This is a genomic window from Halorussus marinus (assembly GCF_004521895.1).
In the GTDB taxonomy this organism is placed as follows: Archaea; Halobacteriota; Halobacteria; order Halobacteriales; family Haladaptataceae; genus Halorussus; species Halorussus marinus.
Map to the genome: position 1 here is coordinate 107,434 of NZ_SBIR01000008.1, position 24,469 is coordinate 131,902.

General features: G+C 68.9%; 25 protein-coding genes. 13 read left to right on the top strand and 12 right to left on the bottom strand.

Features of this window, described 5'->3' with window-relative positions:
• Positions 1-97: 97 nt before the first annotated feature.
• The gene (locus EPL04_RS11765) at positions 98-1,360 is read right to left on the bottom strand and encodes an ABC transporter permease (protein ID WP_134671545.1); all 1,263 of its coding nucleotides are present in this window, start codon (positions 1,358-1,360) and stop codon (positions 98-100) included.
• A gap of 158 nt (positions 1,361-1,518) precedes the next feature.
• Here EPL04_RS11765 and EPL04_RS11770 point away from each other — a divergent pair, with 158 nt between their 5' ends.
• On the top strand, positions 1,519-2,922 hold the full coding sequence (locus EPL04_RS11770; RefSeq protein ID WP_134671546.1) for an NAD-dependent succinate-semialdehyde dehydrogenase: 1,404 nt from the start codon (positions 1,519-1,521) through the stop codon (positions 2,920-2,922).
• Between the two features lie 157 nt (positions 2,923-3,079).
• Here the strand turns inward: EPL04_RS11770 and EPL04_RS11775 are convergent, their stop codons facing one another.
• On the bottom strand, positions 3,080-3,403 hold the full coding sequence (locus EPL04_RS11775; protein WP_134671547.1) for a tRNA-binding protein: 324 nt from the start codon (positions 3,401-3,403) through the stop codon (positions 3,080-3,082).
• Positions 3,404-3,605: 202 nt separating this feature from the next.
• Here EPL04_RS11775 and EPL04_RS11780 point away from each other — a divergent pair, with 202 nt between their 5' ends.
• Together EPL04_RS11780 and EPL04_RS11785 are read left to right on the top strand one after the other, a co-directional pair.
• Positions 3,606-4,340: a minichromosome maintenance protein MCM gene (locus EPL04_RS11780; RefSeq protein WP_134671548.1), complete on the top strand. Its 735-nt coding sequence runs from the start codon at positions 3,606-3,608 to the stop codon at positions 4,338-4,340.
• Between the two features lie 102 nt (positions 4,341-4,442).
• Positions 4,443-4,745 (top strand): PadR family transcriptional regulator, encoded by a 303-nt coding sequence (locus EPL04_RS11785; protein ID WP_134671549.1) that lies wholly within the window; start codon positions 4,443-4,445, stop codon positions 4,743-4,745.
• Here the strand turns inward: EPL04_RS11785 and EPL04_RS11790 are convergent.
• The 4 genes from EPL04_RS11790 to EPL04_RS11805 all read right to left on the bottom strand — a co-directional run bounded on the left by EPL04_RS11790 (position 4,742) and on the right by EPL04_RS11805 (position 7,323).
• Entirely contained in the window at positions 4,742-5,413 is a 672-nt protein-coding gene (locus tag EPL04_RS11790) for a hypothetical protein (RefSeq protein ID WP_134671550.1), read from the bottom strand. The genes EPL04_RS11785 and EPL04_RS11790 overlap by 4 nt on opposite strands.
• Positions 5,414-5,456: 43 nt before the next feature.
• Complete coding sequence (locus EPL04_RS11795; protein WP_134671551.1) at positions 5,457-5,843, bottom strand: hypothetical protein; 387 nt, start codon at positions 5,841-5,843, stop codon at positions 5,457-5,459.
• A gap of 209 nt (positions 5,844-6,052) precedes the next feature.
• A complete protein-coding gene (locus tag EPL04_RS11800) occupies positions 6,053-6,439 on the bottom strand; it encodes a hypothetical protein (protein WP_134671552.1) in 387 nt (128 codons plus the stop codon).
• Complete coding sequence (locus EPL04_RS11805; protein ID WP_134671553.1) at positions 6,436-7,323, bottom strand: ParA family protein; 888 nt, start codon at positions 7,321-7,323, stop codon at positions 6,436-6,438. Before EPL04_RS11805 ends, EPL04_RS11800 begins: the two co-directional genes overlap by 4 nt.
• Before the next feature lie 160 nt (positions 7,324-7,483).
• On the opposite strand from EPL04_RS11805, the gene EPL04_RS11810 reads away from it, so the two are divergent.
• The 3 genes from EPL04_RS11810 to EPL04_RS11820 all read left to right on the top strand — a co-directional run bounded on the left by EPL04_RS11810 (position 7,484) and on the right by EPL04_RS11820 (position 9,384).
• Positions 7,484-7,960, top strand: coding sequence for a DUF456 domain-containing protein (locus EPL04_RS11810; protein WP_134671554.1), 477 nt, complete (start codon positions 7,484-7,486; stop codon positions 7,958-7,960).
• Positions 7,961-7,997: 37 nt separating this feature from the next.
• Positions 7,998-8,549, top strand: a complete 552-nt coding sequence (locus EPL04_RS11815; RefSeq protein ID WP_134671555.1) for a DUF192 domain-containing protein — start codon at positions 7,998-8,000, stop codon at positions 8,547-8,549.
• 196 nt (positions 8,550-8,745) lie between these two features.
• Positions 8,746-9,384, top strand: a complete 639-nt coding sequence (locus EPL04_RS11820; protein WP_134671556.1) for a pyroglutamyl-peptidase I family protein — start codon at positions 8,746-8,748, stop codon at positions 9,382-9,384.
• 10 nt (positions 9,385-9,394) lie between these two features.
• On the opposite strand, the gene EPL04_RS11825 is transcribed toward EPL04_RS11820, so the two are convergent.
• Positions 9,395-9,958, bottom strand: a complete 564-nt coding sequence (locus EPL04_RS11825; protein ID WP_134671557.1) for a response regulator — start codon at positions 9,956-9,958, stop codon at positions 9,395-9,397.
• Between the two features lie 338 nt (positions 9,959-10,296).
• On the bottom strand, positions 10,297-11,040 hold the full coding sequence (locus EPL04_RS11830; protein WP_134671558.1) for a hypothetical protein: 744 nt from the start codon (positions 11,038-11,040) through the stop codon (positions 10,297-10,299).
• Positions 11,041-11,192: 152 nt separating this feature from the next.
• Here EPL04_RS11830 and EPL04_RS11835 point away from each other — a divergent pair, with 152 nt between their 5' ends.
• Positions 11,193-11,621, top strand: coding sequence for a CopG family ribbon-helix-helix protein (locus EPL04_RS11835; protein ID WP_134671559.1), 429 nt, complete (start codon positions 11,193-11,195; stop codon positions 11,619-11,621).
• Between the two features lies 1 nt (position 11,622).
• Here EPL04_RS11835 and ctaD read toward each other — a convergent pair whose 3' ends face one another.
• A complete protein-coding gene (gene ctaD / locus EPL04_RS11840) occupies positions 11,623-13,383 on the bottom strand; it encodes a cytochrome c oxidase subunit I (RefSeq protein WP_134671560.1) in 1,761 nt (586 codons plus the stop codon).
• A gap of 205 nt (positions 13,384-13,588) precedes the next feature.
• Here ctaD and EPL04_RS11845 point away from each other — a divergent pair, with 205 nt between their 5' ends.
• Together EPL04_RS11845 and EPL04_RS11850 are read left to right on the top strand one after the other, a co-directional pair.
• On the top strand, positions 13,589-14,302 hold the full coding sequence (locus tag EPL04_RS11845; RefSeq protein WP_167599467.1) for a helix-turn-helix domain-containing protein: 714 nt from the start codon (positions 13,589-13,591) through the stop codon (positions 14,300-14,302).
• Positions 14,303-14,358: 56 nt separating this feature from the next.
• The gene (locus EPL04_RS11850; protein WP_134671562.1) at positions 14,359-15,357 is read left to right on the top strand and encodes a glutathione S-transferase family protein; all 999 of its coding nucleotides are present in this window, start codon (positions 14,359-14,361) and stop codon (positions 15,355-15,357) included.
• 36 nt (positions 15,358-15,393) lie between these two features.
• On the opposite strand, the gene EPL04_RS11855 is transcribed toward EPL04_RS11850, so the two are convergent.
• Both EPL04_RS11855 and EPL04_RS11860 read right to left on the bottom strand, forming a co-directional pair.
• Complete coding sequence (locus EPL04_RS11855) at positions 15,394-15,798, bottom strand: helix-turn-helix domain-containing protein (protein WP_134671563.1); 405 nt, start codon at positions 15,796-15,798, stop codon at positions 15,394-15,396.
• 611 nt (positions 15,799-16,409) lie between these two features.
• Positions 16,410-16,970 (bottom strand): hypothetical protein, encoded by a 561-nt coding sequence (locus EPL04_RS11860; protein ID WP_134671564.1) that lies wholly within the window; start codon positions 16,968-16,970, stop codon positions 16,410-16,412.
• Positions 16,971-17,129: 159 nt separating this feature from the next.
• Here EPL04_RS11860 and fdhF point away from each other — a divergent pair, with 159 nt between their 5' ends.
• The 3 genes from fdhF (at position 17,130) to yqeC (ending at position 21,849) form a co-directional block, all read left to right on the top strand.
• A complete protein-coding gene (gene fdhF, locus EPL04_RS11865) occupies positions 17,130-19,238 on the top strand; it encodes a formate dehydrogenase subunit alpha (RefSeq protein WP_134671565.1) in 2,109 nt (702 codons plus the stop codon).
• A 93-nt stretch (positions 19,239-19,331) separates the two neighbouring features.
• Complete coding sequence (locus EPL04_RS11870; RefSeq protein ID WP_134671566.1) at positions 19,332-21,047, top strand: formate--tetrahydrofolate ligase; 1,716 nt, start codon at positions 19,332-19,334, stop codon at positions 21,045-21,047.
• Between the two features lie 40 nt (positions 21,048-21,087).
• Positions 21,088-21,849: a selenium cofactor biosynthesis protein YqeC gene (gene yqeC, locus EPL04_RS11875; protein WP_134671567.1), complete on the top strand. Its 762-nt coding sequence runs from the start codon at positions 21,088-21,090 to the stop codon at positions 21,847-21,849.
• Between the two features lie 18 nt (positions 21,850-21,867).
• On the opposite strand, the gene EPL04_RS11880 is transcribed toward yqeC, so the two are convergent.
• The gene (locus EPL04_RS11880; protein ID WP_134671568.1) at positions 21,868-23,604 is read right to left on the bottom strand and encodes an aldehyde ferredoxin oxidoreductase family protein; all 1,737 of its coding nucleotides are present in this window, start codon (positions 23,602-23,604) and stop codon (positions 21,868-21,870) included.
• A gap of 84 nt (positions 23,605-23,688) precedes the next feature.
• Between EPL04_RS11880 and EPL04_RS11885 the strand changes: the two genes are divergently transcribed.
• A complete protein-coding gene (locus EPL04_RS11885) occupies positions 23,689-24,459 on the top strand; it encodes an alpha/beta hydrolase (protein ID WP_245154559.1) in 771 nt (256 codons plus the stop codon).
• Positions 24,460-24,469: the final 10 nt, after the last annotated feature.

Consider the following 24,469-nt stretch of genomic DNA (forward strand, 5'->3'; position numbering starts at 1 on the left):
TCGGTGGCGATTGGTCGCGGCCGGTCTTTGTTATCCAGTGATTACGCCGACCGTTCGGCGTCGAGTCGTAAACGGTTGGTGACCGTTCGGGGTCGGGTCACTCGTAGCGGAGCGCGTCGATTGGGTCTGTTTTCGAGGCGTCCCACGCGGGGTAGAGCCCGGCGAGCACGCCGACGACGATGCCGACGAGGACGGCCGCCGCGAACCACACCGGCTGGAACGACAGCGGCAGTCCGATGGCGCGCGCGCCCAGATACCCGCCGAGGAGGCCGACCGCCGCCCCGAGCGCGGACCCGAGAACGCCGAGCAACACCGCCTCCAGCAAGAACAGCTGGAGGACGTCGCGCTTCTGGGCGCCGACCGCCTTCATGATCCCGATCTCGCGGGTCCGCTCGGTCACGCTCACCAGCATGATGTTGGCGATCCCGATCGAGCCGACGATCAGCGAAATGAGCGCGATCCCGGTGATGTAGGCGGTGAAGGTGCTGGTGAGCTGTTCGACCTGCTTGATGATCTGGTCCTGTGTCGTGACTCGGAACTCGTAGGTGTCGGGCTTGTGGCTCCGGGCGTCGGAGCTCTGGCCGAGGTAGCTGTACACGCGTCCCTGAACGGCCTCGACGCGTCGCGTCGAGTCGGCCATCACGAGGATCCGGCCGAACACCTGCTGTTGGTCGCGGACGTTCGGGCTGTACGCCGTCCGGATGTAGTAGGGATCGCTCGGCGCGAAGATCTGGGGCTGGGGCCCCTGTTGAATTCCGAGCACGCTCCCGCCGCCGGTCGGCTCGATGATCCCGGCCACGGTCGCGTTGAGCACTTCGCCGTTGGCGGCGCGCGTGAAGCTGACGTTCTCGCCGACCGAGACGTTGCCGCCGCCGAACATCCGGGCGGCGGGGCGGTTCAAAACGACCTCGCGCTCGCCCCGCCTGAACGGCCGGCCCGCGACGAAGTCGAGGCCCCGGACCCGGAAGTAGCCCGGCGAGGTGACCGTCACCCACTGGCGGGCGACCGAGGAGTTGTTGTAGCTCATCGAGGCGGCCGCGATGCCGCTCTCCGGGACCGCGACGGCGACGCCGTCGAGCGACGAGATCCGTTCGACGTCGTGTTCGGTGAACACTACCTGTCCGGCGCCCCCGAGCGAGGGCACCTGACTGTCGCCGGGCGACTGGGCGCTCACGTACATCGTCGCGGCGTTCCCGCCGGCGACGGTGCTCACGATGTCCTGCTGGAGGCTCGCCCCCAGCGTGACGAACGTGATGACGGCCGCGACGCCGATGATGACCCCGAGCGTGGTCAGCGTCGAGCGGAGTTTGTGCTCGCGGATGTTGCGCCAACTGATTCGAAAGCTCTCCAAGACGTTCATCTACGGCCCCGTCCCCGTTGGCCGGAGTACCGCGTCCAGCGACAAAAACCCACGAGCCGAAACGCGTCGTTACCGGGGTCGTTCGGGCGCCCTCGGCGGGGTTTGTCGGCGTCCCGCCCCGAAGCTACAAGCCGACGGGAGGCGTACCACCGTGGCTCATGGACAGAATCAACCCCGCGACCGGCGAGGCGCTCGACCCGGTCGCGAACGACGACGCCGAGGCCGTCGACGACGCCCTCGATCGCGCGGTCGAGACGTTCGCGGAGTGGCGGACCGTCCCGATCGGCGAGCGCCAGCAGTTGCTCGCGGCCGCCGGCGAGGTGCTCCGGGAGAACGTCGACGAGTACGCCGAACTGATGACCACCGAGATGGGAAAGCCCGTCGCGTCGGCTCGGTCGGAGGTCCAGAAGTGCGCGTGGGTCTGTGACTACTACGCCGAGCGCGCGGCCGAACACCTCCAAGACGAGCGGCTGGGGAGCGAGCCGTTCGCCGAGACGTACGTCTCCTACGAGCCGCTGGGACCGATTCTGGCGGTGATGCCGTGGAACTTTCCGTTCTGGCAGGTGTTCCGGTTCGCCGCGCCCCATCTCACCGCGGGCAACGTCGGCCTGCTCAAGCACGCCTCGAACGTGCCGGGGTGTGCCGAGGCGATCCAGGACGTGTTCGAGAAAGCGGGCTACCCCGCGGGGGTCTTTCAGTCGTTGCTCGTCGACTCCGAGCGCGCCGAGGGCGTGATCGAGGACGACCGCGTGGTCGCGGTGACGCTGACCGGGAGCGCCGCCGCGGGCCGATCGGTGGCCGAGACCGCGGGCGCGGACCTCAAGAAGTCGGTGCTCGAACTCGGCGGCTCGGACCCGTTCGTCGTGCTGGAGGACGCCGACCTCGATCGGGCGGCCGAGACCGCCGCGGTCGCCCGGACCATCAACGGGGGCCAGTCGTGTATCGCGGCCAAGCGATTCGTCGTCCACGCAGACGTCTACGACGAGTTCGTCGACCGGTTCGTCGACGAGATGGAGTCGCTGACGGTCGGCGACCCGACCGACGAGGACACCGACCTCGGGCCCCAGGCCCGCGAGGACCTCATGGCGGGCGTCCACGAGCAGGTCGAAGCCACCGTCGAGGCGGGCGCGACCCTCGAGTTGGGGGGCGAGCCGCTCGACCGCGAGGGGTTCTACTACCCGCCGACCGTGCTGACCGAGGTCCCCCGCGACTCGCCGGCCGCGATCGAGGAGGTGTTCGGCCCGGCGGCGGCGGTGTTCGAGGTCGCCGACGAGGACGAGGCGGTCGAACTCGCCAACGACCACCACCTCGGGCTCGGGGCCTCGGTCTGGACCGACGACCTCGACCGGGGCAAGCGGGTCGCCCACCGCCTCGAGGCCGGGATGACGTTCGTCAACGAACTGGTCAAGTCGGACCCGCGGCTCCCGTTCGGCGGCGTGGGCGACTCGGGGTACGGTCGAGAGCTCTCCCGACACGGCATCCGGGAGTTCGTCAACGCGAAGACGGTCTGGGCCCAAGAGGCCGGCGCGAGCGAGGGCGACGTCGACGACGTGACCGAGTGAACACCCACCGCGTGGCGGTGGCCCGCCCCGAGTTACGCGAGTCCTACCCGGCCCGTACCCCCGATTGCCGGCGTTCGGGCGGGGACGACTGGCCGGTCGCTCGCCACACGACCGCGCTCCCCGACTCGCCGATGACCCGCCCACGGCGAGTGACAGGTCAGTACAGCGTCCCGCCGACCGGAACCGCCTCGTCGGGTCCGACGAGCACCGGGTGGCCGTCCGCGTCGGGGACGCCGACGGTCAGCACCTCCGATTCGAACCCCGCGATCCGGACCGAGCCCAGATCGGTCGCACAGAGCACTTGCCGGCCGACGAGGTCGGCCGGCTCGTAGTTGTAGCCCGTCTGGGCGACCGACCCCACCGTCTCGTCGCCGAGGTCGATCCGGAGCTTCGCCATCTCGGGCTTGTTCGTCTCGGGGAACGATTCGGCGTCGACCACTTCGCCGACCCGGAACGTGGTGTCGAAGGGACTCTCGACCATACCGGGCGTACGCCGGTCGGCGTGATAAGCTTCGAGACCGGTTCCGAAGACGGATTCGTTTTCGTAAACGTATACGTAAACGAAAATGAGTCCGGTCGGACGCCCGTCTCCGTCGGTGCCCCCGGCTTCAGGCCGGCGCTATCGCCGCGAGCGCCCGAACAGGTGGCGCGTAACAAAGACCGCCAAGCGAGTGTGACCACTCATGTTAGCCCGTAGCGGCGACCTGACCGAAAAGTGGTACGAGTACGCGTACCGCGACCGGTCGGACGTGCGGCGCTTCGTGTCGGCGTACCCCGACCGGCGCTCGCTGTCGGTGAGCTGTGACCGTGTGGGCCACGACTACCAGTTCGTCCGGCCGCTGCTGGCCGACCCCGACGAGGTGTTGTGCGCGGGGAAGGCGGCGCTCCGCCGCGTGGCCGGCCACGACCACGACCGGGACCTCGAAGACGTCTACCTGCGGCTCACCGATCTCCCCGCCGAGAGCGAACTCGCGCTCGCGGACCTCGGTGCCGACCACCTCAACGAACTCCGGACGCTTCGGGGGATCGTCGCCGAGACGGCGCCGATCCGACCCAAGGTGATCCGGGCGGGCTTCCGATGTGGCAAGTGCGAGGCGGTCACCAAACACGTCGCCCAACCGGGCCGGCGGCTTCGCGCCCACGAGAAGTGTCCGCGGTGTAACTCGGTCGGCTACCTCTCGTTCGCGCCGGAGGCAAGCGAGTACGTCGACGCCCAAGAGGTCGTCTTCCGCGATCCCGACCGCCCCGACGAGACGACGACCGCACTGCTCGAACACGATCTCGCCGGGTCGGTGTCGACGGGCGAGACCGTCCGGGTCGTCGGCATCCCTCGGGCGAACCGGTCGGGCGATTCGACGGTCGCCGACGTCTGGATCGAATCCGTGAGTATGGAACGCTTAACCGATCCGAGCCGATAGCGTCCCGCGATTTTCGAGTTGTTCGGCCGTGACACGTTCGGCGGAACGAAACGGCCACCAGTATTATGTCGGTTCGATGACTTCCATGTAGCAGGGGAAACGATGTACGACCTCACAGGGTTCCAGCGCGACCTGCTGTACGTCATCGCGGGGTTGGACGAACCGCACGGGCTCGCGATCAAAGACGAACTCGAAACCTACTACGAGAAGGAGATTCACCACGGCCGACTCTACCCGAACCTCGACACGTTAGTCGACAAGGGGTTCGTCGAGAAGGGCCAGCGCGATCGCCGCACCAACTACTACACGCTCACCCGCCGGGGGACCCGGGAGATCGAGGCCCGCCGCGAGTGGGAAGCCCAGTACGTCGATCCGGACGGCCAGCAGGCGCCCGCGGAACACTAGGGGTGTGACGGCGCCAGCGCCGCGCCGACCACCGCGGCGTCGAGCGCCTGAACTCGACGGAGCACCGTGCTGTCCGTGACGAGTTCGTACTCGTCGCCGGTCGCGCGCAGTACCGTGAGGTCGACCAGTTTCTCGACGTGTACCCACACCGCCTTCCGCGAGACGCCGGTCAGGCGGTGGATGTCCTCCTGCGTGAGCGTCTGGTCCGGGCTCGCGCCGAGCAGGGCGTCGACCATCACCCGGACCGCGTCGCGGTCCGCGAGATATCGGAGGCCCGACTCGTCGTCGGGGGCGCCGGTCGACTCGACGGCCGACGAGAGGGCCCGGACCGCGTCGAACACCACGCCGCAGTCGTTGACCCGGTAGGTCCCCTCCTCGGCGATCAGCACGCCGAGCGAGATGAGCGACTCGACCGCCTCGTCGACCGCGTCGGGGTCGCAGTCGGCCATCGACGCGAGGTCGTCGGTGCCGTATCTGGCGTCGGAGTCGGCCCCAGCGAGGGCATCGACCAGCGCGGTGACCGTCCCCTGCCCGGTCAGCCAGAGCCAGCCGCTCGGGTACGCCCGCCGCGCCGTCGACACGTCCGACTCCTCGGCGAGGTCCCACATGTTCGACTCGGTGTCGACCGTCCGGAGCTGGCAGTCGTCGTCGGTGGTCGGGAGGCTCATTACGTTTGAGCAGCCGGGGAGCCGACAAAAAGGTACCGCGAGGTCAGCCCGACGACGTCTCGCAGTCGACCCGCCAGCCGACGTCGCTCGCGTCCCGGAGCCGGCCGTGGAGCGCTTCGAGGGCGGCCGACGCCGTCTCGGGCAGGACGTGAAACTCCACGGTGCCGTACCGGACCACGACCCGGAACGCCGTCCCGTGGCGCTCGTCGTGGACCAGATAGACCGGCGCGGGGAGCTCGAACCAGTCGCCGTACGTGTACCGGTCGGCGCCCAGCACCCGCTCGACCAGCGTCGCGAGCTCGTCGTTCGAGCGCTCGGCGTCGGGCGTGAGCTGAAACACCGTCCCGCCCTCGTACTCGACGCCGCCCTCCTGCGGGAAGCGTCGCTCCGGGCGGCGAGGAATGTCGAAGCTCGGCGGGTCGTCGGTCATCGGCCGTCGAACGATACGCCGTCATCGGTTATTAATCGCGGGGAACAGTGTTTACGAATCCGTTTCCAGAATTATTTTCGTTTGCGTTTGCGTTTGTGTTTGCGTTCTCGTTTACGATTTCGTTTAGTGGTTGCGACGGATTGTAAGCGCGTTGATCCGACGGACGATCAGAAACGAGCGCGGGCGGGGCTGGGAACGGTGTCGAGAACTCAGACGGTGCGGCGGGCGTGTTCGGCCGACGCGTCGGCGAGCAGTTCGAGGTACTCCGGGGCGGCCTCCCGGAGCCCGAGCCGGACCGCGAGCCGGACGAGTTCGCTACGATCGAGCGCCTCGGGGTCGACGTCCCGGCCGAGCGCCTCCTGAAGCGAGGTGCCGACGTCGGCGAGTTCGTCCTCGCGGTCGGCCAGCATCGTGAGCAGCGCGGTCACCGACTCGTCGCGGGCCGCGAACGTCTTGGCCTGCTCGCCCGACTCGATGGCCGCCAGCGCGTCGACGAGGTCCTCGACCAGATCGCCGTCGTCGACGGTCGTCGACTGGTCGAGGCGGTCGGTGCGCTGGGTCTGCTGGCGGAGCTCTTCGAGGTCGGGGTCGCTCACGCGCGCTCACCCCCGACGGGCGCCGCGGGCTCGGCGTCGAGGCGCTCGAGAAGCGCGTCGGCGTTTTCGAGGAACGCCTCGCGGGCACGCTCGGCCGTGGTCGAGGGCTCGTCGAGGGCGAACGCCGTCTGGCCCCGATCGGCCGCGTTCCGGATGTCCTGGCTCACCGGGACGTGGGCCGGCGCGACCGCGTCGGGGTAGGCCTCGGCGAACGCGTCGAGGTACTCCTCGGCGAGTTTCGTCCGGCTGTCGACCTTGTTCGGGAGCACCATCGCGAGGTCGACGTCCACGTCGAAGTTGGTCGCGATCTTGTCGAGGTCCGCCCGGAGCGCCTCGGCTTGCTCGGACTCGAACGGTCCCATCTCGACCGGGACGATCACGTTCCGGGCGGCCCAGAGGCCGTTGTAACTGACGTTGTTGGTCAGCCCCGGCAGGTCGATGAGGATCGCGTCGTAGCCCAGCGGTTCGATGTACTCGTCGAGGAACGCGTCGAACCGGGAGTAGCGGTCCTGTGCGTCGTCGACGTTGCCCAGTTCGGCGTCGAGGCTGTCGAGTCCCGGGTGGGCCGGAATCAGGTCCACGCCCTCCTCGGTGTCGAGGATCAGATCCTCGACCGCGGCCTCGCCCAGTTTCTCGGCGATGGCGTCCCACTGGTCCTGGAACACCGTCGAGATGTTCGGCCAGTCGTCCTCGGCGGCGATCTGATCTTCGACCGCCGCCCAGCGGCCGAAGTGCTTGACGAGGTCGCCCTGCTTGCCCGCGAGATCCACGAGCAACACGTCTTTGCCGCGTTCGGCGAGCGCGACCCCGAGGTGGGCCGCCGTGGTCGTCTTCCCGGTGCCGCCCTTGTCGAGGAAGGTACAGGCGCGAATGGACCGAGACATGATTTGCGTTTGCGCAAACGCAAACACCTCACTTAATCCTTCGTCAGACATCTCCGCGGAAGATGATAGTTTCCGATAGCGTAAACGAAAACGCAAACGTATGCGTGATTGATGGCGGTTTTGCGGAACCGCTAACGGTCGCCACCTCCTACGTAACACCATGGACTTCCTGCTCGTCGTGGCGGTCGCGCTATTGCTCGCGGGCGTGGTCGGGAGCGTCGTCCCGATGGTCCCCGGCGCGGGGCTATCGCTGGTGGGAATCTACCTCTACTGGTGGTCGACCGGGTACGCGACGCCCGGCCCGCTCGCGCTGGTCGCGTTCACGCTCGTCGGCGTCGGCGCGATGGTCGCAGATCACTTCGCCGGCGCGTTCGCGGCGAAGGCGGGCGGCGCCTCGACCAAGACCACCGTGCTGGCCGCGGTCGCCGGCCTCCCGCTCGCGGTGGTCGCCGGCCCCGCGGGGCTCGTCGTCGGCATCACCGTCGTGGTGTTTCTCGCCGAGTTCTACCGCACTCGCGAGCCGACCCGGAGCGTCAGGGCCGGGCTGTTCGCGACCGCGGGCGTGCTCGGCTCCGCGGCGGTCCAGTTGCTCGTCACCGTCTCGCTGGTCGTCGGGTTCGCGCTGGTCGCGATTTGAGGTGCAGTTTTTTGGTCGCACGGGCGAATTCGTGGGTATGAAACTGCTCGGCGGGGTCGCGCTCGGAGCGCTCGTGGTGCTTGGAGGCTGTCTGGGTCTCGGGATCGGCGAGTCGTTCGGGGGCGAGGCGTCGCTCCCCGACGCCACGACGACCGACGGCGGCAACGTCACCGGAACCTTCGTCACCGACCGCGGGAACGTCACGGTGAGCCTCGAAGTCGCCGCCACGAAGCCAGAGCGCCGCGAGGGGCTCATGAACCGCGAGTCGCTCCCGGACCGCCACGGCATGGTGTTCGTCTACGACGGCGCCGACCGACGTTCGTTCTGGATGAAAAACACGCTCGTCGCCCTCGACATCATCTTCGTCGCGCCCGACGGCACGGTGTTGAACGTCGAGCACGCGACGCCCGGGCCGGAAGACGAGGGTGAACTCGATCGGTACCGGAGCGACGGCGACGCCCGATACGTAGTCGAACTCGAACGCGGGTTCGCCAACGAGACCGGCGTCGGGCACGGGACCGAGTTCGTCTTCGACGGGCCGACTCAGACCGCCGTCGAGGCCGTCGAGGGCCCGCAATCGGCTCGGTAAGCACAAAACATATACGTAGGGGGTGAGTGGCTAAAATTACCTCGGGTAGGGGTACACGAGGTACATTCTTTCGAAGCAACGTCGCCAGAGAGAACGCCGCGGGCGCCGGTGTTTACGAACACGTCTACGGAACCGTAAACGCAAACGTTTGCGTCCGGGAGCAAACTCCAAGGCGGTCGGGCGCTCACGCGAACGCATGTGTCTGTTGCTCACCGGGTACGAACCGTTCGGCGACAACGATCGGAATCCGAGCGCCGCGATCGCGCGCCGACTCGACAGCGAGCGGATCGGCGATCGGGAGATCGCGGGTCGGGTCCTGCCCGTCGCGTTCGACCGCGCCGGCGACGAGATGATCGAGTTGATCGAGACGCTCGACCCCGACGCCATCGTCGCGACGGGGCTGGCCGCGGGGCGCTCGGCGATCAGCGTCGAGCGGGTGGGCCTCAACGTCGCCGACTGCGCGGGCGTGCCCGACAACGCCGACGCCGCGCCCAGAAACGAGCGCGTGGCGGCCGGCGGGCCGGCGGCGTACTTCGCGACCCTCCCCGTCGTCGAGACGGTCGAGGCGCTGGTGGCCGACGGGATCCCCGCCCGGCTATCGAACACCGCCGGAACCCACCTCTGCAACAACGTCCTCTACCGGACGCGGGCGTATCTGGAAGCCGAGGACAGACGCGTGCCGGCCGGGTTCGTCCACCTGCCGCTGACGCCCGAAGCGGCCGCGGCGCGCGCCCGCGAAGACGCCCCGAGCGGCGGCGACGTGGAACCGAGCGTGGCGCTGGAAACACAGGAAACGGCGATACGGCGAACGTTCGAGATCGTGCGAGGCGAGTGATCCGGGCGGCTCAGAGGTCTTCGAACGCGCCCACGAAGTCGTCGTGGTCGGTGAGTTCGTCGCGGCTGGCGTCGACTTCCTCTCGCAACTGGTCGACGTTCTCGCGGAGTTCGACGTACTCGTCGTTGGCTTCGAGCGCCTGCTCGTCTTTTTCGGCTTCGAGGACCGCCTTCTTCGAGACGAGCGAGTAGTACTCTTGGAGTTTCGAGTCGTAGTCGACGCGCGCAAGCATCGTCGAGACCGTCTCGTGGAGTTCGTCGGCCGAGACGGGCTTGACGAGGTAGTCGTCGAACCCCATTTCGAGGATGTCGAAGTCGGGCTTTACCGCCGTCACCATCACCACCCGACAGTTGAGTTCGCGCTCGCGGATTCGTTCGAGGACTTCGTCGCCGGACTGGCCCGGCATCCGCCGGTCGAGGAGGACGACGTCGACAGATTCGTCGAGGATGTCGAGCGCCTCCTGACCCTGATAGGCGTTCTGGACGTGGTAGTCGTCCTGAAGCCACATCGCGTACAGGTCTGCAACGTCTTGCTCGTCGTCGACGACGAGAACAGTCGATTGGTTGGGGGACATGGTCAGGCGCCGTTCTTGTGGCCTCGCTGGTGCTGAATGAATCATGTGATATGATACACTTATAGATTTTGGTTAGCGTAGGAAACCGACGCCGCGGTCGACGACGGAGAGTATTAAAAGAACCGTATTATCATGCAACACCTCTATCCGTGTCTCCGTCCCACTGAATATACGCCTGGGCGATTCGTACATTCGACGCGCAGGCGTTGCGGTGAAACAACTGTGCCTCTGACAAGACGGGCGGTCAACGCCTCGCCGCCCTGATTCGAACTCGACAGCGCCGGCGCCGCGGGACGCGAGCGACGACCGGACGAGCAGATCACCCTCGATAGGTCGAGCTACTCGGACGTCGACAGCCCCTCGACGTTCTGCTGGAGCCGGATCGTCGCGGTGGTGAGAAAGCCCGCGACCAGCACGACGAACACGCTCCGGACGCCGTCGACGACGACCGGCGGGACCCCCGCGGCCGTCCCGAGGTCCACCACGCCGATGGCGCCCAGACAGACCACCACCGGGAGCAGGTGGCGCCGGAGGGTGTCGAGCGGCGTCCCGCGGGTCACGGATTCGAGTTTCTCGGCGAATACCGCCCCGTAGGTCGCGAACGCGAGGCTCCCGCCGGCCTTGACGAACCGGGCGATCGCGACCTGATCGAGGAGCGCGACCGCGACCCACTCGACGACGACCACCGCGACGAACCCCGCCTCGATCCGACGCAGGGTCCCCAGCGACACCCGACTCTCCCCGGGCGGGGGTGCGAGCGCGGAGTTGTAGTACACCTCCCGCATCGAGAACGCCAGAAAGACCGTACAGAGCAACAGCGCGCCGTGGCCGAACGCGGTCAGGAGTCGAGCCCGGACGATCGTCTCGGCGACGCCGACCACCCCGTAGACCGCGGCCGCCGCCCCGGCGAACACGAGGTAGCCCCAGAACACGTCTTGGGATTCGAGGCGGTTGAGTCGGCGGTTCAGCCCGGCGTAGAACGCGAAAAACGACGCCGCGACCGCGATCAGAACCGCCCCGAGGAAGTCGACGACAACGGTGTCGGCGGCCGACGCGGCGGCCGCGAACGGGGCGAGAGTCATTCGTCCGGACCGATCGCACCGGGGTCACTTAAAACAACGCGACCGCGCACGGCGCGTTCCAGCGGCGCCGACACGCGAACGCGGTCGTCACGACCGGGTCGGGAAGAGCTCGAATAATAAGTTCTAATATATCGAGGGGCGTGAGTTAATACATGACCGTCGTCAGTATCTCGATGCCGGACGAACTGCTCGAACGCGTGGACGGGTTCGCGGACGAACACGGGTACACGGGCCGAAGCGAGGTGTTCCGGGAGGCCGCCCGTAACCTCCTCGGGGAGTTCGAGGACAGGAAGCTCGAAGACCGCGAGCTGATGGGCGTCGTGACCGTCCTGTTCAACTACGAGAACACCACGGTCGAAGAGCGGATGATGCACCTCCGCCACGAGTACGAGGGACTCGTCGCCTCGAACGTCCACAACCACGTCGGCGACCACTACTGCATGGAGCTTTTCACCCTCGAAGGGTCGCTGGAGGACATCTCGACGTTCGTCGGTAAGATCCGCGCGACCCAGGACACGCTCACGGTCGATTACTCCGTGATCCCGGTCGACGGGGTCGGCCCGTTCTCGCCCGACGAGTGAGTCACTCCCCGGCGTCTGGGCCCTCGGGTTCCCCGCCGTCGGCGATCGCGTCGTCGCCGCCGTCGGTGGCGACGGCGGTCTCGCGCTTGCGCTCGAACCACGTCCACTCGCGGGTCTTGAGCCCGTCGTCTTCGAGGGCCCACGGGTCGCCCGACTCCACGCGAGGGCCTTCGAGCCACGAGGTCACGAGGTTCCAGACGAAGACCAACTGGCCGAACGCGAGGATGAAGGTGCCGACGCCCGCGACGACGTGGAGGTCCTGAAACTGCGGGAGGTAGGTGGCGTACCGCCGGGGCATCCCGTCGTACCCGAGGAGGATCAGGGCGAAAAACACCATGTTCGTCCCGATCATGGTGGTCCAGAAGTGTATCTTCGCGAGGGTCTTCTGGTACATCCGGCCGGTGAAAAGCGGGAACCAGTAGTAGATACCTGCGAACCCGGCGACAGCGATCGCGCCCATCACGATGAAGTGGAAGTGTCCGACCACGTAGTAGGTGTCGTGAACGAGCAGGTCGACGGGGACCGACGCGAGGAAGACGCCGGTCACCCCGCCGATGATGAAGTTCTGGACGAACCCGATACTGAACAGCATCGGGGCGGTCAACCGCAGGGTTCCGTTCCACATGGTGGTGATCCAGTTGAAGGTCTTGACCGCCGACGGCACCGCGATCGCCAACGACACCGCCATGAACGACCCGCGAATGCGGGGATCCATCCCGGTCGAGAACATGTGGTGGGCCCACACCCCGAACGAGAGGACGCCGATCGCCAGCGTCGAGTAGACCACGAACTTGAACCCGAACAGCTTTCGCCCGGAGAACCGCGGGAGGATCAGGCTCACCAGTCCCATCGGCGGTAACACGAGGATGTACACCTCGGGGTGGCCGAAGAACCAGAACAGGTGTTGCCACAGCAACGGACTCCCGCCCTCGACCGCGAAGAACATCGTCCCGAAGTTCCGGTCGAGGAGCAACATCACCAGCGCGCTCCCCAGCAACGGGAACGCGAACAGAATGATTCCGGACTGGGTCAGCATCGTCCACGAGAAGATGTCGAGGCGCTCCCAGCCGACCTCATCGCCGCGCTCGGTGAAGATGGTCGCGATGAAGTTGATCGCACCCATCGTCGCCGAGACGCCCGTGAGATGGAGTCCGAGCAACATCAGGTCGACCCCGGGGTTGGCCTGCTCGACCGACAGCGGCGTGTACATCGTCCAGCTCGTCTGGGAGGGCTCGATACCGATGCCCAGCGGCGCGGCGAAGAATCCGAACCAGATGAGGATCGCTCCGGGCGGGAGCAACCAGAACGCGATGGCGTTGATCCGGGGAAACGCCATGTCGTCGGCTCCGATCAAGAGCGGAATGAAGTAGTTGCCGAACGCCGCGATGATCGGCGTTCCGAACAGGAACAGCATCGTGATCCCGTGGGAGGTCAGAAGCGAGTTGTAGAAGTTCGCGCCGATGACCGCGGTCTCGGGCGTCAGCAGTTCGGTCCGCATCAGTACGATGTTGATCCCGCCCCACGCGAACGCGGTGAGGCCGTAGAGCCCGTAGAGGAGCCCGATGTCCTTGTGGTCGACCGTGGTCAGCCACCGGATCAGTCCGCCGGGTTTCTCCCGGTGTGTGACCGGTTCGCCGGCCCCGTACCCCCCGCCGGCGGCGGCGTACGACCGCCAGTTCTCCGCGCGGAGGATGTACGCGGCCACGCCCAACAAGAGCAGTCCCATCACGACGGTGAGCACGAGCAGTCCGACTTGGACCATACCCCGACCGTCGACGGAAACGCACCTGTGTCCTCGGTTGGCGCACGCCGAAATCCCCCTCTGTCGGGACCGTTCGGCGCGAATCCGCCCGCAAGCGAGGCGCCGCTCGGTTCAGTTTCGGCGACAGATCGACGGAGTCGGTCGTGCGTCCGTCGAGCACCTCGGGCCGCCGACACTAACTCCGTGGAGGTCGATACCCGGTCGTATGCGCGCGTTCGCGCTCAGGCTCGACTACGAACCGGGAGTCGATCCGGTCGCCGACGCCTTTCGCGAGGAGCCGGACCTCTCGGCCCACTCGCTGGCGTGTGCGGTCACGCCCGACCACTGGTGGCGCGTGGACCGGCTGGTCGGGCCGAAGGGGTCGGTCGAGGAGGCGGCCGCCACGCTCGACGCCCACGGCCACGCCGCCGACTGTCTGGGGCCGGGCGACTGCGCGCGCGACTACCGGACCGACGTCCTCTACCGGGACCCGACCAGCCGGATCCTGTTCAGGTCGTGGCGCCGGACCGCCCGGTGCGTGTCGATCCCGCACCTCGCGCTCGCGCACCTCGGGCCCGGCGTGCTGTTCGCGACGGAGCGACGGGCCGACGAGTACACATGGCGAGTTCTGGTGCCCAGCGACGAGTCGCTCGGTCGACTCTACGACGACCTGCGAGCCCGCGGCGACGACGACGTGGGGCTCACCCTCCGGCGAGTCACCGACGCGTCGGCGTGGCTCACGGCGTACAGCGGTCGGCCCGGCCTGCCGTACGAGCAGTACGAGACGCTTCGGGCGGCGGTCGAGCGGGGCTACTACGAGACGCCCCGGGAGATCAGCGTCGAGGAGTTAGCCGCGGAACTCGGTGTGCCCCGGTCGACGCTCTCGTACCGCCTCCGGCGCGCGGAGGCCGAACTGGCGACCGGATTCGTCCGGGAGTAACGGTCGAGTCGACCGCGAGGCGTAGGCCTTTACGCCGCGCGCGCCTACTCGGAGCCATGAACATGCTCGTCGACGGCGAGTGGCGGACCGACGCGTACGAGAGCACGAACGAGGACGGCGAGTTCGATCGCCAGGAGACGTCGTTTCGCGACTGGGTCGAGACCGATCCCGACGCCCAATTCCCGGCCGAGGCCGGACGGTACCACCTCTACGTCTCGCTGGCGTGTCCGTGGGCCCACCGGACGCTCCTCACCCGGAGCCTGAAGGGGCTGGAGGACGCGATCTCGGTGTCGGTCGTCGACCCGTTCCGGGAGAACGACGGCTGGGAGTTCTCGCCCGACCGCGAGGGCTGTACCGAGGACCACGTTCACGGCTCCGACTACCTCCGGGAGGTGTACACCGCGGCCGACCCCGAGTTCACGGGCCGGGTGACGGTGCCGGTGCTGTGGGACCGCGAGCGTGAGACGATCGTCAACAACGAGTCCGAGGAGATCATGCGGATGCTCGACACCGCGTTCCACGGGATCGGGAACGGCGCGACCCTCTACCCCGAGGGCTACCGCGAGGAGATCGACGCGACCATCGAGGACATCTACGAGCCCATCAACAACGGGGTGTATCGCGCGGGGTTCGCGGGCGGACAGGCGGCCTACGACGAGGCGGTCACGGAACTGTTCGACGCGCTCGATCGCTACGACGACCTGCTCGAAGACCGCCGATACCTCTGTGGACCGGTGGTCACCGAGGCCGACGTGGCGATGTTCACCACGCTGGTCCGGTTCGACGCGGTCTATCACACGCACTTCAAGTGTAACGTGCGCCGGATCGCCGACTACGAGAACCTCGGACCGTACCTCCGGGACCTCTATCAGACGCCCGGCGTGGCAGAGACGGTGAACATGGATCACATCACCGAGCACTACTACCGGAGCCACGCCGACCTGAACCCGAAGCGGATCGTGCCGAAGGGCCCGGACCTCGACTTCGAGGCGGCCCACGACCGCGATGCGCTCCCGGGCGGTCCGCCCGAGGAACTCGACGCTATCGCGCGCTGAGAACGCAGAGAGAACGCGAGTCGACCGCGACCGAGATCAGCTCTCGGCCGACGGCGCCGTCGCGTCGGTCCGGTCGTACTTGGTCTCGAACTCCTGGATGAGCTGGCCCATCTTGGCGTACCAGTCGTTGAGCATCCGCTGCATGTCGTTTGCGATCTTGGTCGGGTCGGTCGGCGAGTAGACGTGGTAGTAGCCGCCCTGATCGTAGTTGACCTGTTCTTTCTGGATGAATCCGGTCTGGAGCAGGCGCTGGACCGCCCGGTAGGCGGTCGAGCGCTCGCGGTCGACGGCCTCGGCGATCTCGTCGACGGTCAGGGGCTCGTCGGCGTCGACGAGCGACTGGAAACACTCCTTGTCGAGCTGTTTGAGGCCGTGGAAGCACTCTAACAGCCCCTCACACTCCATGTCTTGCTGGAGTTGTTCGGACATCGAGTCTGGCATTTGTCTCACCAGAACGTAGACACCACGCGGTTAAAAGACTTGTGTAGAAAACGCACAATCGCGCGCCAGTCCGGGCGGCGGCGAGCGCGGACCCGGACCGAGCCGACGGTCGGTCGGACGGCGCGCCGAACGGGCCGAACGCGAACGAACGGGCCGAACGGGGTCGTCAGATCCGGCCGGAGTGGCGCGTCGACCGGCGTCACGGAGGCCGTGTCGGCGATCGCCAGACCTCGGCGACCGAGCGGGTTCTCGACGCCAAACGCGCGAAATCGAGCGGCGTTCCGAGACCGCGAGGCCCTCGATCGGGCGGCGTAGCGCCGACGGAGCCGACCCCACCGGTATTGCCCGAATATTACAAACCTATCTGGGAGGGACTCGCCCGAGCGAATCGTTCGCTCGACGGGACAGACCGCCGGGTCGGACTCCGAACCGAGTGCCGGTCGGCGACTCGCCCGATCCCGACCGAGCGGGATCGTCGCGCCGCGCCGTGGCGGGACCGGCGCCTCCCCGGTGCCTGCGAGACGGACGGCCGGCAATGTATTGTGCCTTCATCCCACTAATACGAAAGATACGGTCGACGCGGGCCGGGCGGGGCGAGACCGTCGTCGGTCTCAGGCCGTCTCACCGAGCCGCCAGAGCGCGCGGTAGAGCGTCCACGCGTCGACGCCCAAGCGGTCGGCCAGATCGGCGGTGGTCCGGTGGTACGCGAGATACTCCTCGGCCGAAACCGCCTCCGGATAGGGTCGGTCGACCTCGCCGGCCGCCCGGAGCGCGACCCACTCCCGGCGGCCGATCGAGACGCAGGTATCGGGGAACAGAAAGAACAGGAACGCAGAGGCGACCGGCGCGTCGACGCCCGCCAGCGCCGTGAGGTGATCGAGTCGGTCGGCGACCGACTCGGCTCCGGTGACCGCGTCGAGCGCGTCGGCGACCGCCCCAAAGTCGTTGTCCCGAAACGCCGACTCGGTCGCCCGGCGCTCGGCGTCGGGGTAGCCCCCGAGGTGGCGCCGGAAGTACCACTGGACCACCCACTCGACGTCGCGCCAGCCGTACTCGTCGCCACGGAACGTCCCGGGGAGCATCTCGACGTGCTCGCGCTCGACCGCGTACAGCGGCTCGGCGTCACGGTACTCGGCGGCCGTCGACTCGACGAGCGAGGGGGTCAGCTCCATGACCGGCGAGTAGACCGGCCGCCGAGGTGAAAGTTTCCCCCCGAGAACGGGCGTTCGGCCGAGGGCGCCGGGGCGAGGCCCCGCTGTCGGGGGAAGATACATTATCGTGGCGGGAGCATCCTCCAACTATAGGCTCGCGACCGAGCGAGCGATCCAATTATGTCAGGTGAAAGCAAAGACCCCGTCAAGACTATCTGCCCGTACTGCGGCGTCGGCTGCGGCATTCAGGTCGCGCCGGGCGAGGAACCGGGCGACATGCAGTTCCGACCGTGGGCCGACGCGCCGGTCAACGAGGGCCGCGTCTGCATCAAGGGCGGTGCGGCGACCGAGGTCGTCGACCACGAGGACCGGCTGACCGAGCCCCTGCTCAAAGAAGACGGCGAGTTCCGGGAGGCGACGTGGGAGGAGGCCTACGAGCTGATCGTCGAGGAGATGGAGCGGATCCGCGAGGAGCACGGCCCCGACGCGATGGGGTTTTTCGGCTCGTCGAAGACGATGAACGAGGAGAACTACCTCCTCCAGAAGCTCGCGCGCCGGTACGGCACCAACAACGTCGACAACTGCACGCGGATGTGTCACGCCTCGACCGTCTGGGCGCTCCGGACCTCGCTCGGCGCGGGCGCGATGACCAACAGCATGGCCGACCTGGAGCAAGCGGCCGACGTGTTCTGGATTCAGGGCGCGAACCCCGGCGAGCAACACCCCATCGCCAACAGCCAGTACTTCCGGCAGGCCGTCCTCGAGGGCGCGACCGTGATCCAGGTCGACCCCCACGCCAACAAGACCACGCGGTCGTTCGAGATCGAGGACACCGACCGCCACATGCACCTCCAGCTGAACCCCGGAACCGACATCCCGCTGTTGAACGTCGTCCTCAAGACGGTGCTCGAGAACGGCTGGGTCGACGAGGAGTTCGTCGCCGAGCGCACTGAAGGCTTCGAACACCTCGAAGCGACGCTCGAAGACTTCGACAAGGAAGCGGCCGCCGAGGAGTGTGGCGTCCCGCTCGAAGACATCGAGCTCGCCGCCCGGAAGTACGCGAAGGCGAACAACGCCGCCATCTTCACCGGGATGGGAATGAGCCAGCACGCCTGCGGGGTCGACAACGTCCAGAACGAGATCAACCTCGCGCTCGCGACCGGCAACCTCGGCCGACCCGGGACCGGCGTGAACCCGCTCCGGGGCCAGAACAACGTTCAGGGGACCTGCGACGTGGGCGCGATGCCGAACGTCCTGCCGGGCTACCAGCTCGTCGACGACGACGAGGCCCGCGAGAGCGTCGAGGAGGTCTGGGGCTTCGAGATCCCCGACGAGCCGGGGCTGACGAACGTCGAGATCTCTCACGCCGCCGGCGACTCGGTCCACGGCCTCTACGTCATGGGCGAGAACCCGGTGATGTCCGAGCCCGACGGCAACCGCGTCGAGGAGCGCCTCGAAGAGCTCGAGTTCATGGTCGCTCAGGACATCTTCATGACCGAGACCGCCAAGTACGCCGACGTGGTCCTTCCCGCGACCAGTTGGGCCGAACGGGGCGGCACCGTCACCAACACCGACCGACGCGTCCAGCGGATGCGGCCGGTCCAGAAGGTCCACGACAACACCAAACACGACCTCGACATCCTCTCGGAGGTCGGCACCCGGCTGTTCGGCGAGGGGTTCGACTTCGAGGACCCCGAGGCCGTCTTCGAGGAACTGCGACAGGTCTGTCCGAGCTACCACGGGATGAGCTACGACGTGCTCGGCGAGGAGGGCGTCCACTGGCCCTGCTACGAGCCCGGCGACGAAGGCGATCCGTTCCTCTACGAGGAGTCGTTCGACACCGAAAACGGCCTCGGGAAGATCGAGGGCGTGACCCACCAGCCCCCGAAGGAGGTGCCCGACGAGGAGTACCCGCTGGTGCTGACGACCGCCCGGCTCGAAGAACACTACAACACGGGGACGATGAGCCGGCGGTCGCCGACGCTGAACCGCCAGCACCCCGAGAACTTCGTCGACGTCCACCCCGCCGACGCCGAGCGCTACGGGATCGAGGACGGAGAGACGGTGCGGCTCCGGTCGCGGCGCGGCGAGATCGAGGTCCGGGCGGAGGTCACCGACGACATCAAGGAGGGCGTCGTCTGGACCACGCCCCACTTCGCGGCGGCGTCCGCGAACCGGCTCACGAACGACGTGCTCGACGAGCGCGCGAAGATTCCCGAGTACAAGGCCGCGGCCGCCGAAATAGACGTCGGGATCGAGCCCGCCGATCGCGGCGCCGCCGACGACTGACGCCGCGTCGGTGCGGACCGACCCCGCGGGCCTTCTCAGCCCGCCGCAATCGGCGCATCCTTCATTAGCCGTCGCGCCGAAGCCCGAGCCGTTATGACATCGTCTGACACCGGCGAGCCCGAGATTCCGTCCGACGACGAGATCGCTCGCTCGATCGAACTCGACCCCATCGAGGAAGTGGTCGAGCCGTTCGGCCTCGCCCCCGAGGACCTCGAACGCTACGGCGACCACAAGGCCAAGATCGGGACCGACGCCGTCGAGCGACTCACCGACCGCGGGGACCGGGATTCGAAGCTCGTACTGGTGACCGGGATGACGCCGACCCCGATGGGCGAGGGCAAGACCGTGACTTCCGTCGGGCTCGGGCAGGCGTTCAACCGGACCGGGCGGGACGCGATCGTCGCGATCCGCGAGCCGTCGCTCGGGCCGGTGTTCGGCGTCAAGGGCGGCGCCGCGGGCGGGGGCTACTCGCAGGTGCTTCCGATGGAGGACATCAACCTCCACTTCACCGGCGACATCCACGCGCTGACCGCCGCCCACAACCTGATCGCCGCGATGGTCGACAACCACATCAAGACGGGCGCCGACCCCGAGATCGACGTCAACCGCGTCGAGTGGCCCCGTGCCATCGACATGAACGACCGCGCGCTCCGGGAGACGGTGGTCGGGCTCGGGGGCGCCGGCGGCGGCGTCCCCCGCGAGGACGGCTTCAGACTGACCGCGGCCTCGGAGCTGATGGCGGTCCTGTCGCTCGCCGAGGACCTCGCCGACCTCCGCGAGCGGATCGGCCGGATCATCGTCGGCTACGACGACGCCGGCGACCCCGTCACCGCGGCGGACATCGAGGCCGCGGGCGCGGCGAGCGCCCTGCTCCGGGACGCGCTCAAGCCCAACGTGGTCCAGACCACCGAGGGCACGCCCGCGCTCGTCCACGGCGGGCCGTTCGCCAACATCGCTCACGGAACGAACTCGCTGATCGCCGACGAGGCGGCGTTCGGCATGGCCGACTGGGTGGTCACCGAGGCCGGGTTCGGGTCGGACCTCGGCGCCGAGAAGTTCCTCGACGTGGTGTGTCGGTTCGGCGACGTCGAGCCCGCGGCGGCCGTCCTCGTCGCCTCCGTCAGGGCGCTCAAACACCACGGCAAGGAGATGTGGCCGGTCGAGATGGAGGCGCTCGAAGCCCCCGACGTCGCGGCCGTCGAGGCCGGGCTCGCGAACCTCGACAAACACGTCGAGAACCTCCGGAAGTTCGGCGTCCCGGTCGTCGTCGCGCTCAACCGCTTCCCGCAGGACACCGACGCCGAGGTGCAGGCGGTCCTCGACCACTGCGAGGACCGCGGGATCAGGGCGGCCGCCTCGACCGTGTTCGCCGACGGGGGCGCGGGCGGCGTCGACCTCGCCGAGCAGGTCGTCGACGCCGCCGACGACGACCCCGACGTCCAGCACCTCTACGAGCTGTCCGACCCCATCGACGAGAAGATCGAGGCCATCGCCACCGAGATCTACGGCGCCGACGGCGTCGAGTTCAGCGCGAGCGCCCGCGACGACATCGAGCGCATGGCGGCGCTCGGGATGGACAAGACGCCGGTGGTCGTCTCGAAGACGTTCCACTCGCTCAGCGACGATCCGAGCGAGAAGGGCGTCCCCGAAGACTGGACGCTCGACGTGCGGGAGATCTACCCGTCGGCGGGCGCGGGGTTCCTCGTCGCGCTGACCGGCGACGTGCTGACCCTGCCGGGCCTGCCCGAGCGCCCGTCGGCCGCCGACATGGACGTCGACGCCGACGGCAACGTCTCGGGGCTGTTTTAGGAACCGAAACGATTAGCCTCGCGGGGCGACATCACCCGGCATGGACGTTCTCACCGCGCTGCGGGCCGACTCGGGCGTCGTCTGTGCGGTCGGGGCCGGCGGGAAGAAAACCACACTCTACGCGCTCGCCGACCGCGCCGCGGACCGGCGCGACGGGACCCTGCCGGTGGTGACCGCGACGGTCCGGATCCCGATCTTCGATCCGCAGGTCGACCGCGTCGAGGTGACCGAGGACCCGGCCGCGGCCGTCGAGGCGGCCGCGAGTGCCGGCGACACCGGCCCGCTCGGCGTGGTGCCCGAGCGCGAGGGCTCGGACCGCTACCGGGGCTACGACCCGAGCGTCGTCGGCGAGGTCGCCGACGTTGACGGCGTCGGTCCGGTCCTCGTCAAGGCCGACGGGGCCCGGACCAGACTGTTCAAGGCTCCCGGCGACCGCGAGCCCCAGCTTCCGACCTGCGCGGACACCGTGGTCCCGATCGCGAGCGCGAGAGCCGTCGGGAAACCGCTGGCCGACGACCACGTCCACCGGCCCGAGCGCGTCGCGGAGCTCACGGGCCTGCGACCCGGCGACCGCATCCGGGCCGACGACGTCGCGAGCGTCCTCGCGAGCCGGCGGGGCGGACTGAGCGGCGTCCCCGACGGCGCGACCCCGGTCCCGCTGGTCAACATGGTCGACGACGAGTCGCTCCGGGCGGTCGGCGAGGAGATCGCGGCGGGCGTCCTCGACCGGACCGACGCCGTCTCGCGGGTGGTGCTCGCCCGGATGAACGCCCCGGACCCGGTGGTCGATGTCGTCGAGTGACCCCCGCCAGCCGCCCGGTCAGTGTCGGGGGTCGCCGGCGGGCGTCGCCGCGTCTCGGACCGACCCGAGCCCGAGCCGATCGAGCGTCTCGGGGGTCGGCCGTCCCGCCGGGCTCCACCCGCGGCGGGCGTAGTAGGCGTCGAGCATCGCCTCGAACCGATCGGACGACACCCCGTCCGGGCCGGCGAGCGCCGGCGGGAGCGCGTCGTCGTCCCGATCGAGCCCCTCCCGGACGTTGAACAGCCGGACGAGGTTCCAGACGCGCTCGCCGGCGGTGTCGAGGTCGTCGTGGTCGACGCCCGCGGCGTCGAGCCACGCTCCGACCGCGACCGACTCACCGGCGAAGTCGTCGGCGACGAGACTCCACCGGACCGACCGGGCGTTCTGGGCCGCCGCGACCGCCGCGGCGGCGCGCTCGGGGCGCCACTCCCCGTCGAAGACCTCGCGTTCGACCGGCCGGGCCCGGCGGTGACACCCGCCCCGGTCGCTGGTCGCGTAGGCCAGCGCCATGCTCGGGGCGCCCCGGGGGTCGTAGGCGGGGAGCGACAGCGCCTTGACCGCCGGGACGAGTCGGTCGGCGTCGAGCCGGTCGGCGCCGGCCTCGACGCCGTCGGCCAGCGCGTCGCCGAGGGCGGTCTCCCGGGTCGCGATCTCGTCGAGGAGCCGTCGGGCGCCGTCGGGGTCGCCGAACGATAGCTCGCGGTCGAGCGTGGCGTCGTCGGCCGCCCGGATCGCCAGCGAGACGGCGTTGCCCGCCCCGATGAGATCGAGTCCGAGCCGGTTGCACCGCTCGCCGAGCGCGGCGACCGCGTCGAAGTCCTCGATCCCCAGCCCCGCGCCGAGGCTCATGCCGGTCGCGCCTCGGGGGACAGTCTCGCCCTCGTCGGTCTCGACACGGAACCCGCCGGGGAGCGGCCCGTCGTTCTCGCGGCCGGCGGCGGCCTCGCGGGCCGCCTCGACGCCGACCTCCTCGGCGCCCTCGAAGCCCCGCTCGCGCCACCCGCGCGCGGCCAGCACCCCCGTCTCGTCGGCGAATTCGACCGTTTCGAGCGTCCCGGAGGCCGCGAGCCACCGGCCGGTGTCGCCCGCGGCGTGGCGGCGCTCGTCGCGCTCGCGGAGCGCCGCGAGGGCTCCGTCGGAAGACGGCGGGTCTCCCCGTGCGAGGACCGCCTTCAGGCGCTTTGAGCCCATCACTGCGCCCGCGCCGCCGCGACCGGCGTGGTGGTCTGCCTCGTCGGAGGCGACGGTCGCGTACGAGACGCGGTGCTCGCCCGCGGGACCGACGCACGCGACGGCGGCGTCGGGGAACGCCCGGGCGGTCTCGACCGCGTCCTCGCCCCACGTCTCGGCCGGCTCGATGCGGGCGTCGCCGTCCTCGACGACGAGCCGGACCGGCTCCGGGGCCCGACCGACGACGAGCACGCCGAGGTGGTCGCCGAGTGCGCCCGCCAGCGCCCCCGGAAACGCCCCGCCGGCGTACGAATCGAGAAACGTTCCGGTGAGCGGGGACTTGGTGATCGCGGCGTAGCGTTGCTCTCCGGGGAGGAGGCCGGTGAGCGGCCCGAGCACGAAAAGCAAGGCGTTGTCGGGCCCGAGGGGATCGACCCCCGGGTCGAGTTCCTCGTAGAGATACCGCGCGCCCAGCCCCTTTCCGCCGAGATACCGGCGGCGCCACCGGTCGGGGATCGGCTCGGAGACGACGCTTCCGGCCGAGAGGTCGACGCGGAGCAGTCGATCCGGAGGGCGACGTGACATCACCGGAAGGAAGCGAGGCCGGGACAAAAACGTTTCCCGAGGGCGAACGGACAGCGCTTTGAGCGAGCCCCGCCCAGCGTCTGTATGCGCCGACTGAAACTGGCGGTCGTCGTGGTGCTGGCGGTGGTACTCGTCGGCGCCGTCGGCGCGGTCGCCTACCTCTCGACGCCGTTCCACGCGACGCCCGCCTCGATCCAGTCGGTCGAGGACGACCCGCGGGTGTCGGTCTCGACCGACGGCGACGTGGCGGTGTTGGCCCCGGCCGACCGAAACGCGAGCGTCGGCGTCGTCTTCTACCCCGGCGCCCGGGTCGCGCCCGACGCCTACTTCGAGACGCTCGCGCCGCTGGTGGCCCGGACCGGGGCCGTGGTGTTCGTCCCGAAGATGCCGCTCAACGTCGCGCTCCTCGACGCCGACGCCGCGGGCGAGATCCGGGCCCGGAACCCGGACGTTCGGACGTGGGTCGTCGGCGGGCACTCGCTTGGCGGCGTCGCGGCGTGTCGGTACGCCGCGTCCCACGACGTCCGGGGGCTCGTCCTGTTCGCCTCGTACTGCGACGGCGACGTGAGCGACCGCGGGCTGGCGGTCCTCAGCGTGACCGGGAGCGCCGACGCCGTCCTCGACCGCGACGCGTACCGCGCGGCCCGGAGCCGCCTGCCGCCCGACGCGACCGTCCGGGAGGTTCCGGGGATCAACCACACGCAGTTCGGCGCCTATCGGGGCCAGCGCGGCGACGCGTCCGCCCCGCTCTCGTACGAGGCGGCCCATCGGCGGCTGGCCGAGGTCGTCGTCCCGTGGTTCGCGAACGCCACGGCCGAGACGCCCCGCCCCGACACGTCGGCGGCGGCGGCGTGAGCGCCGGCGA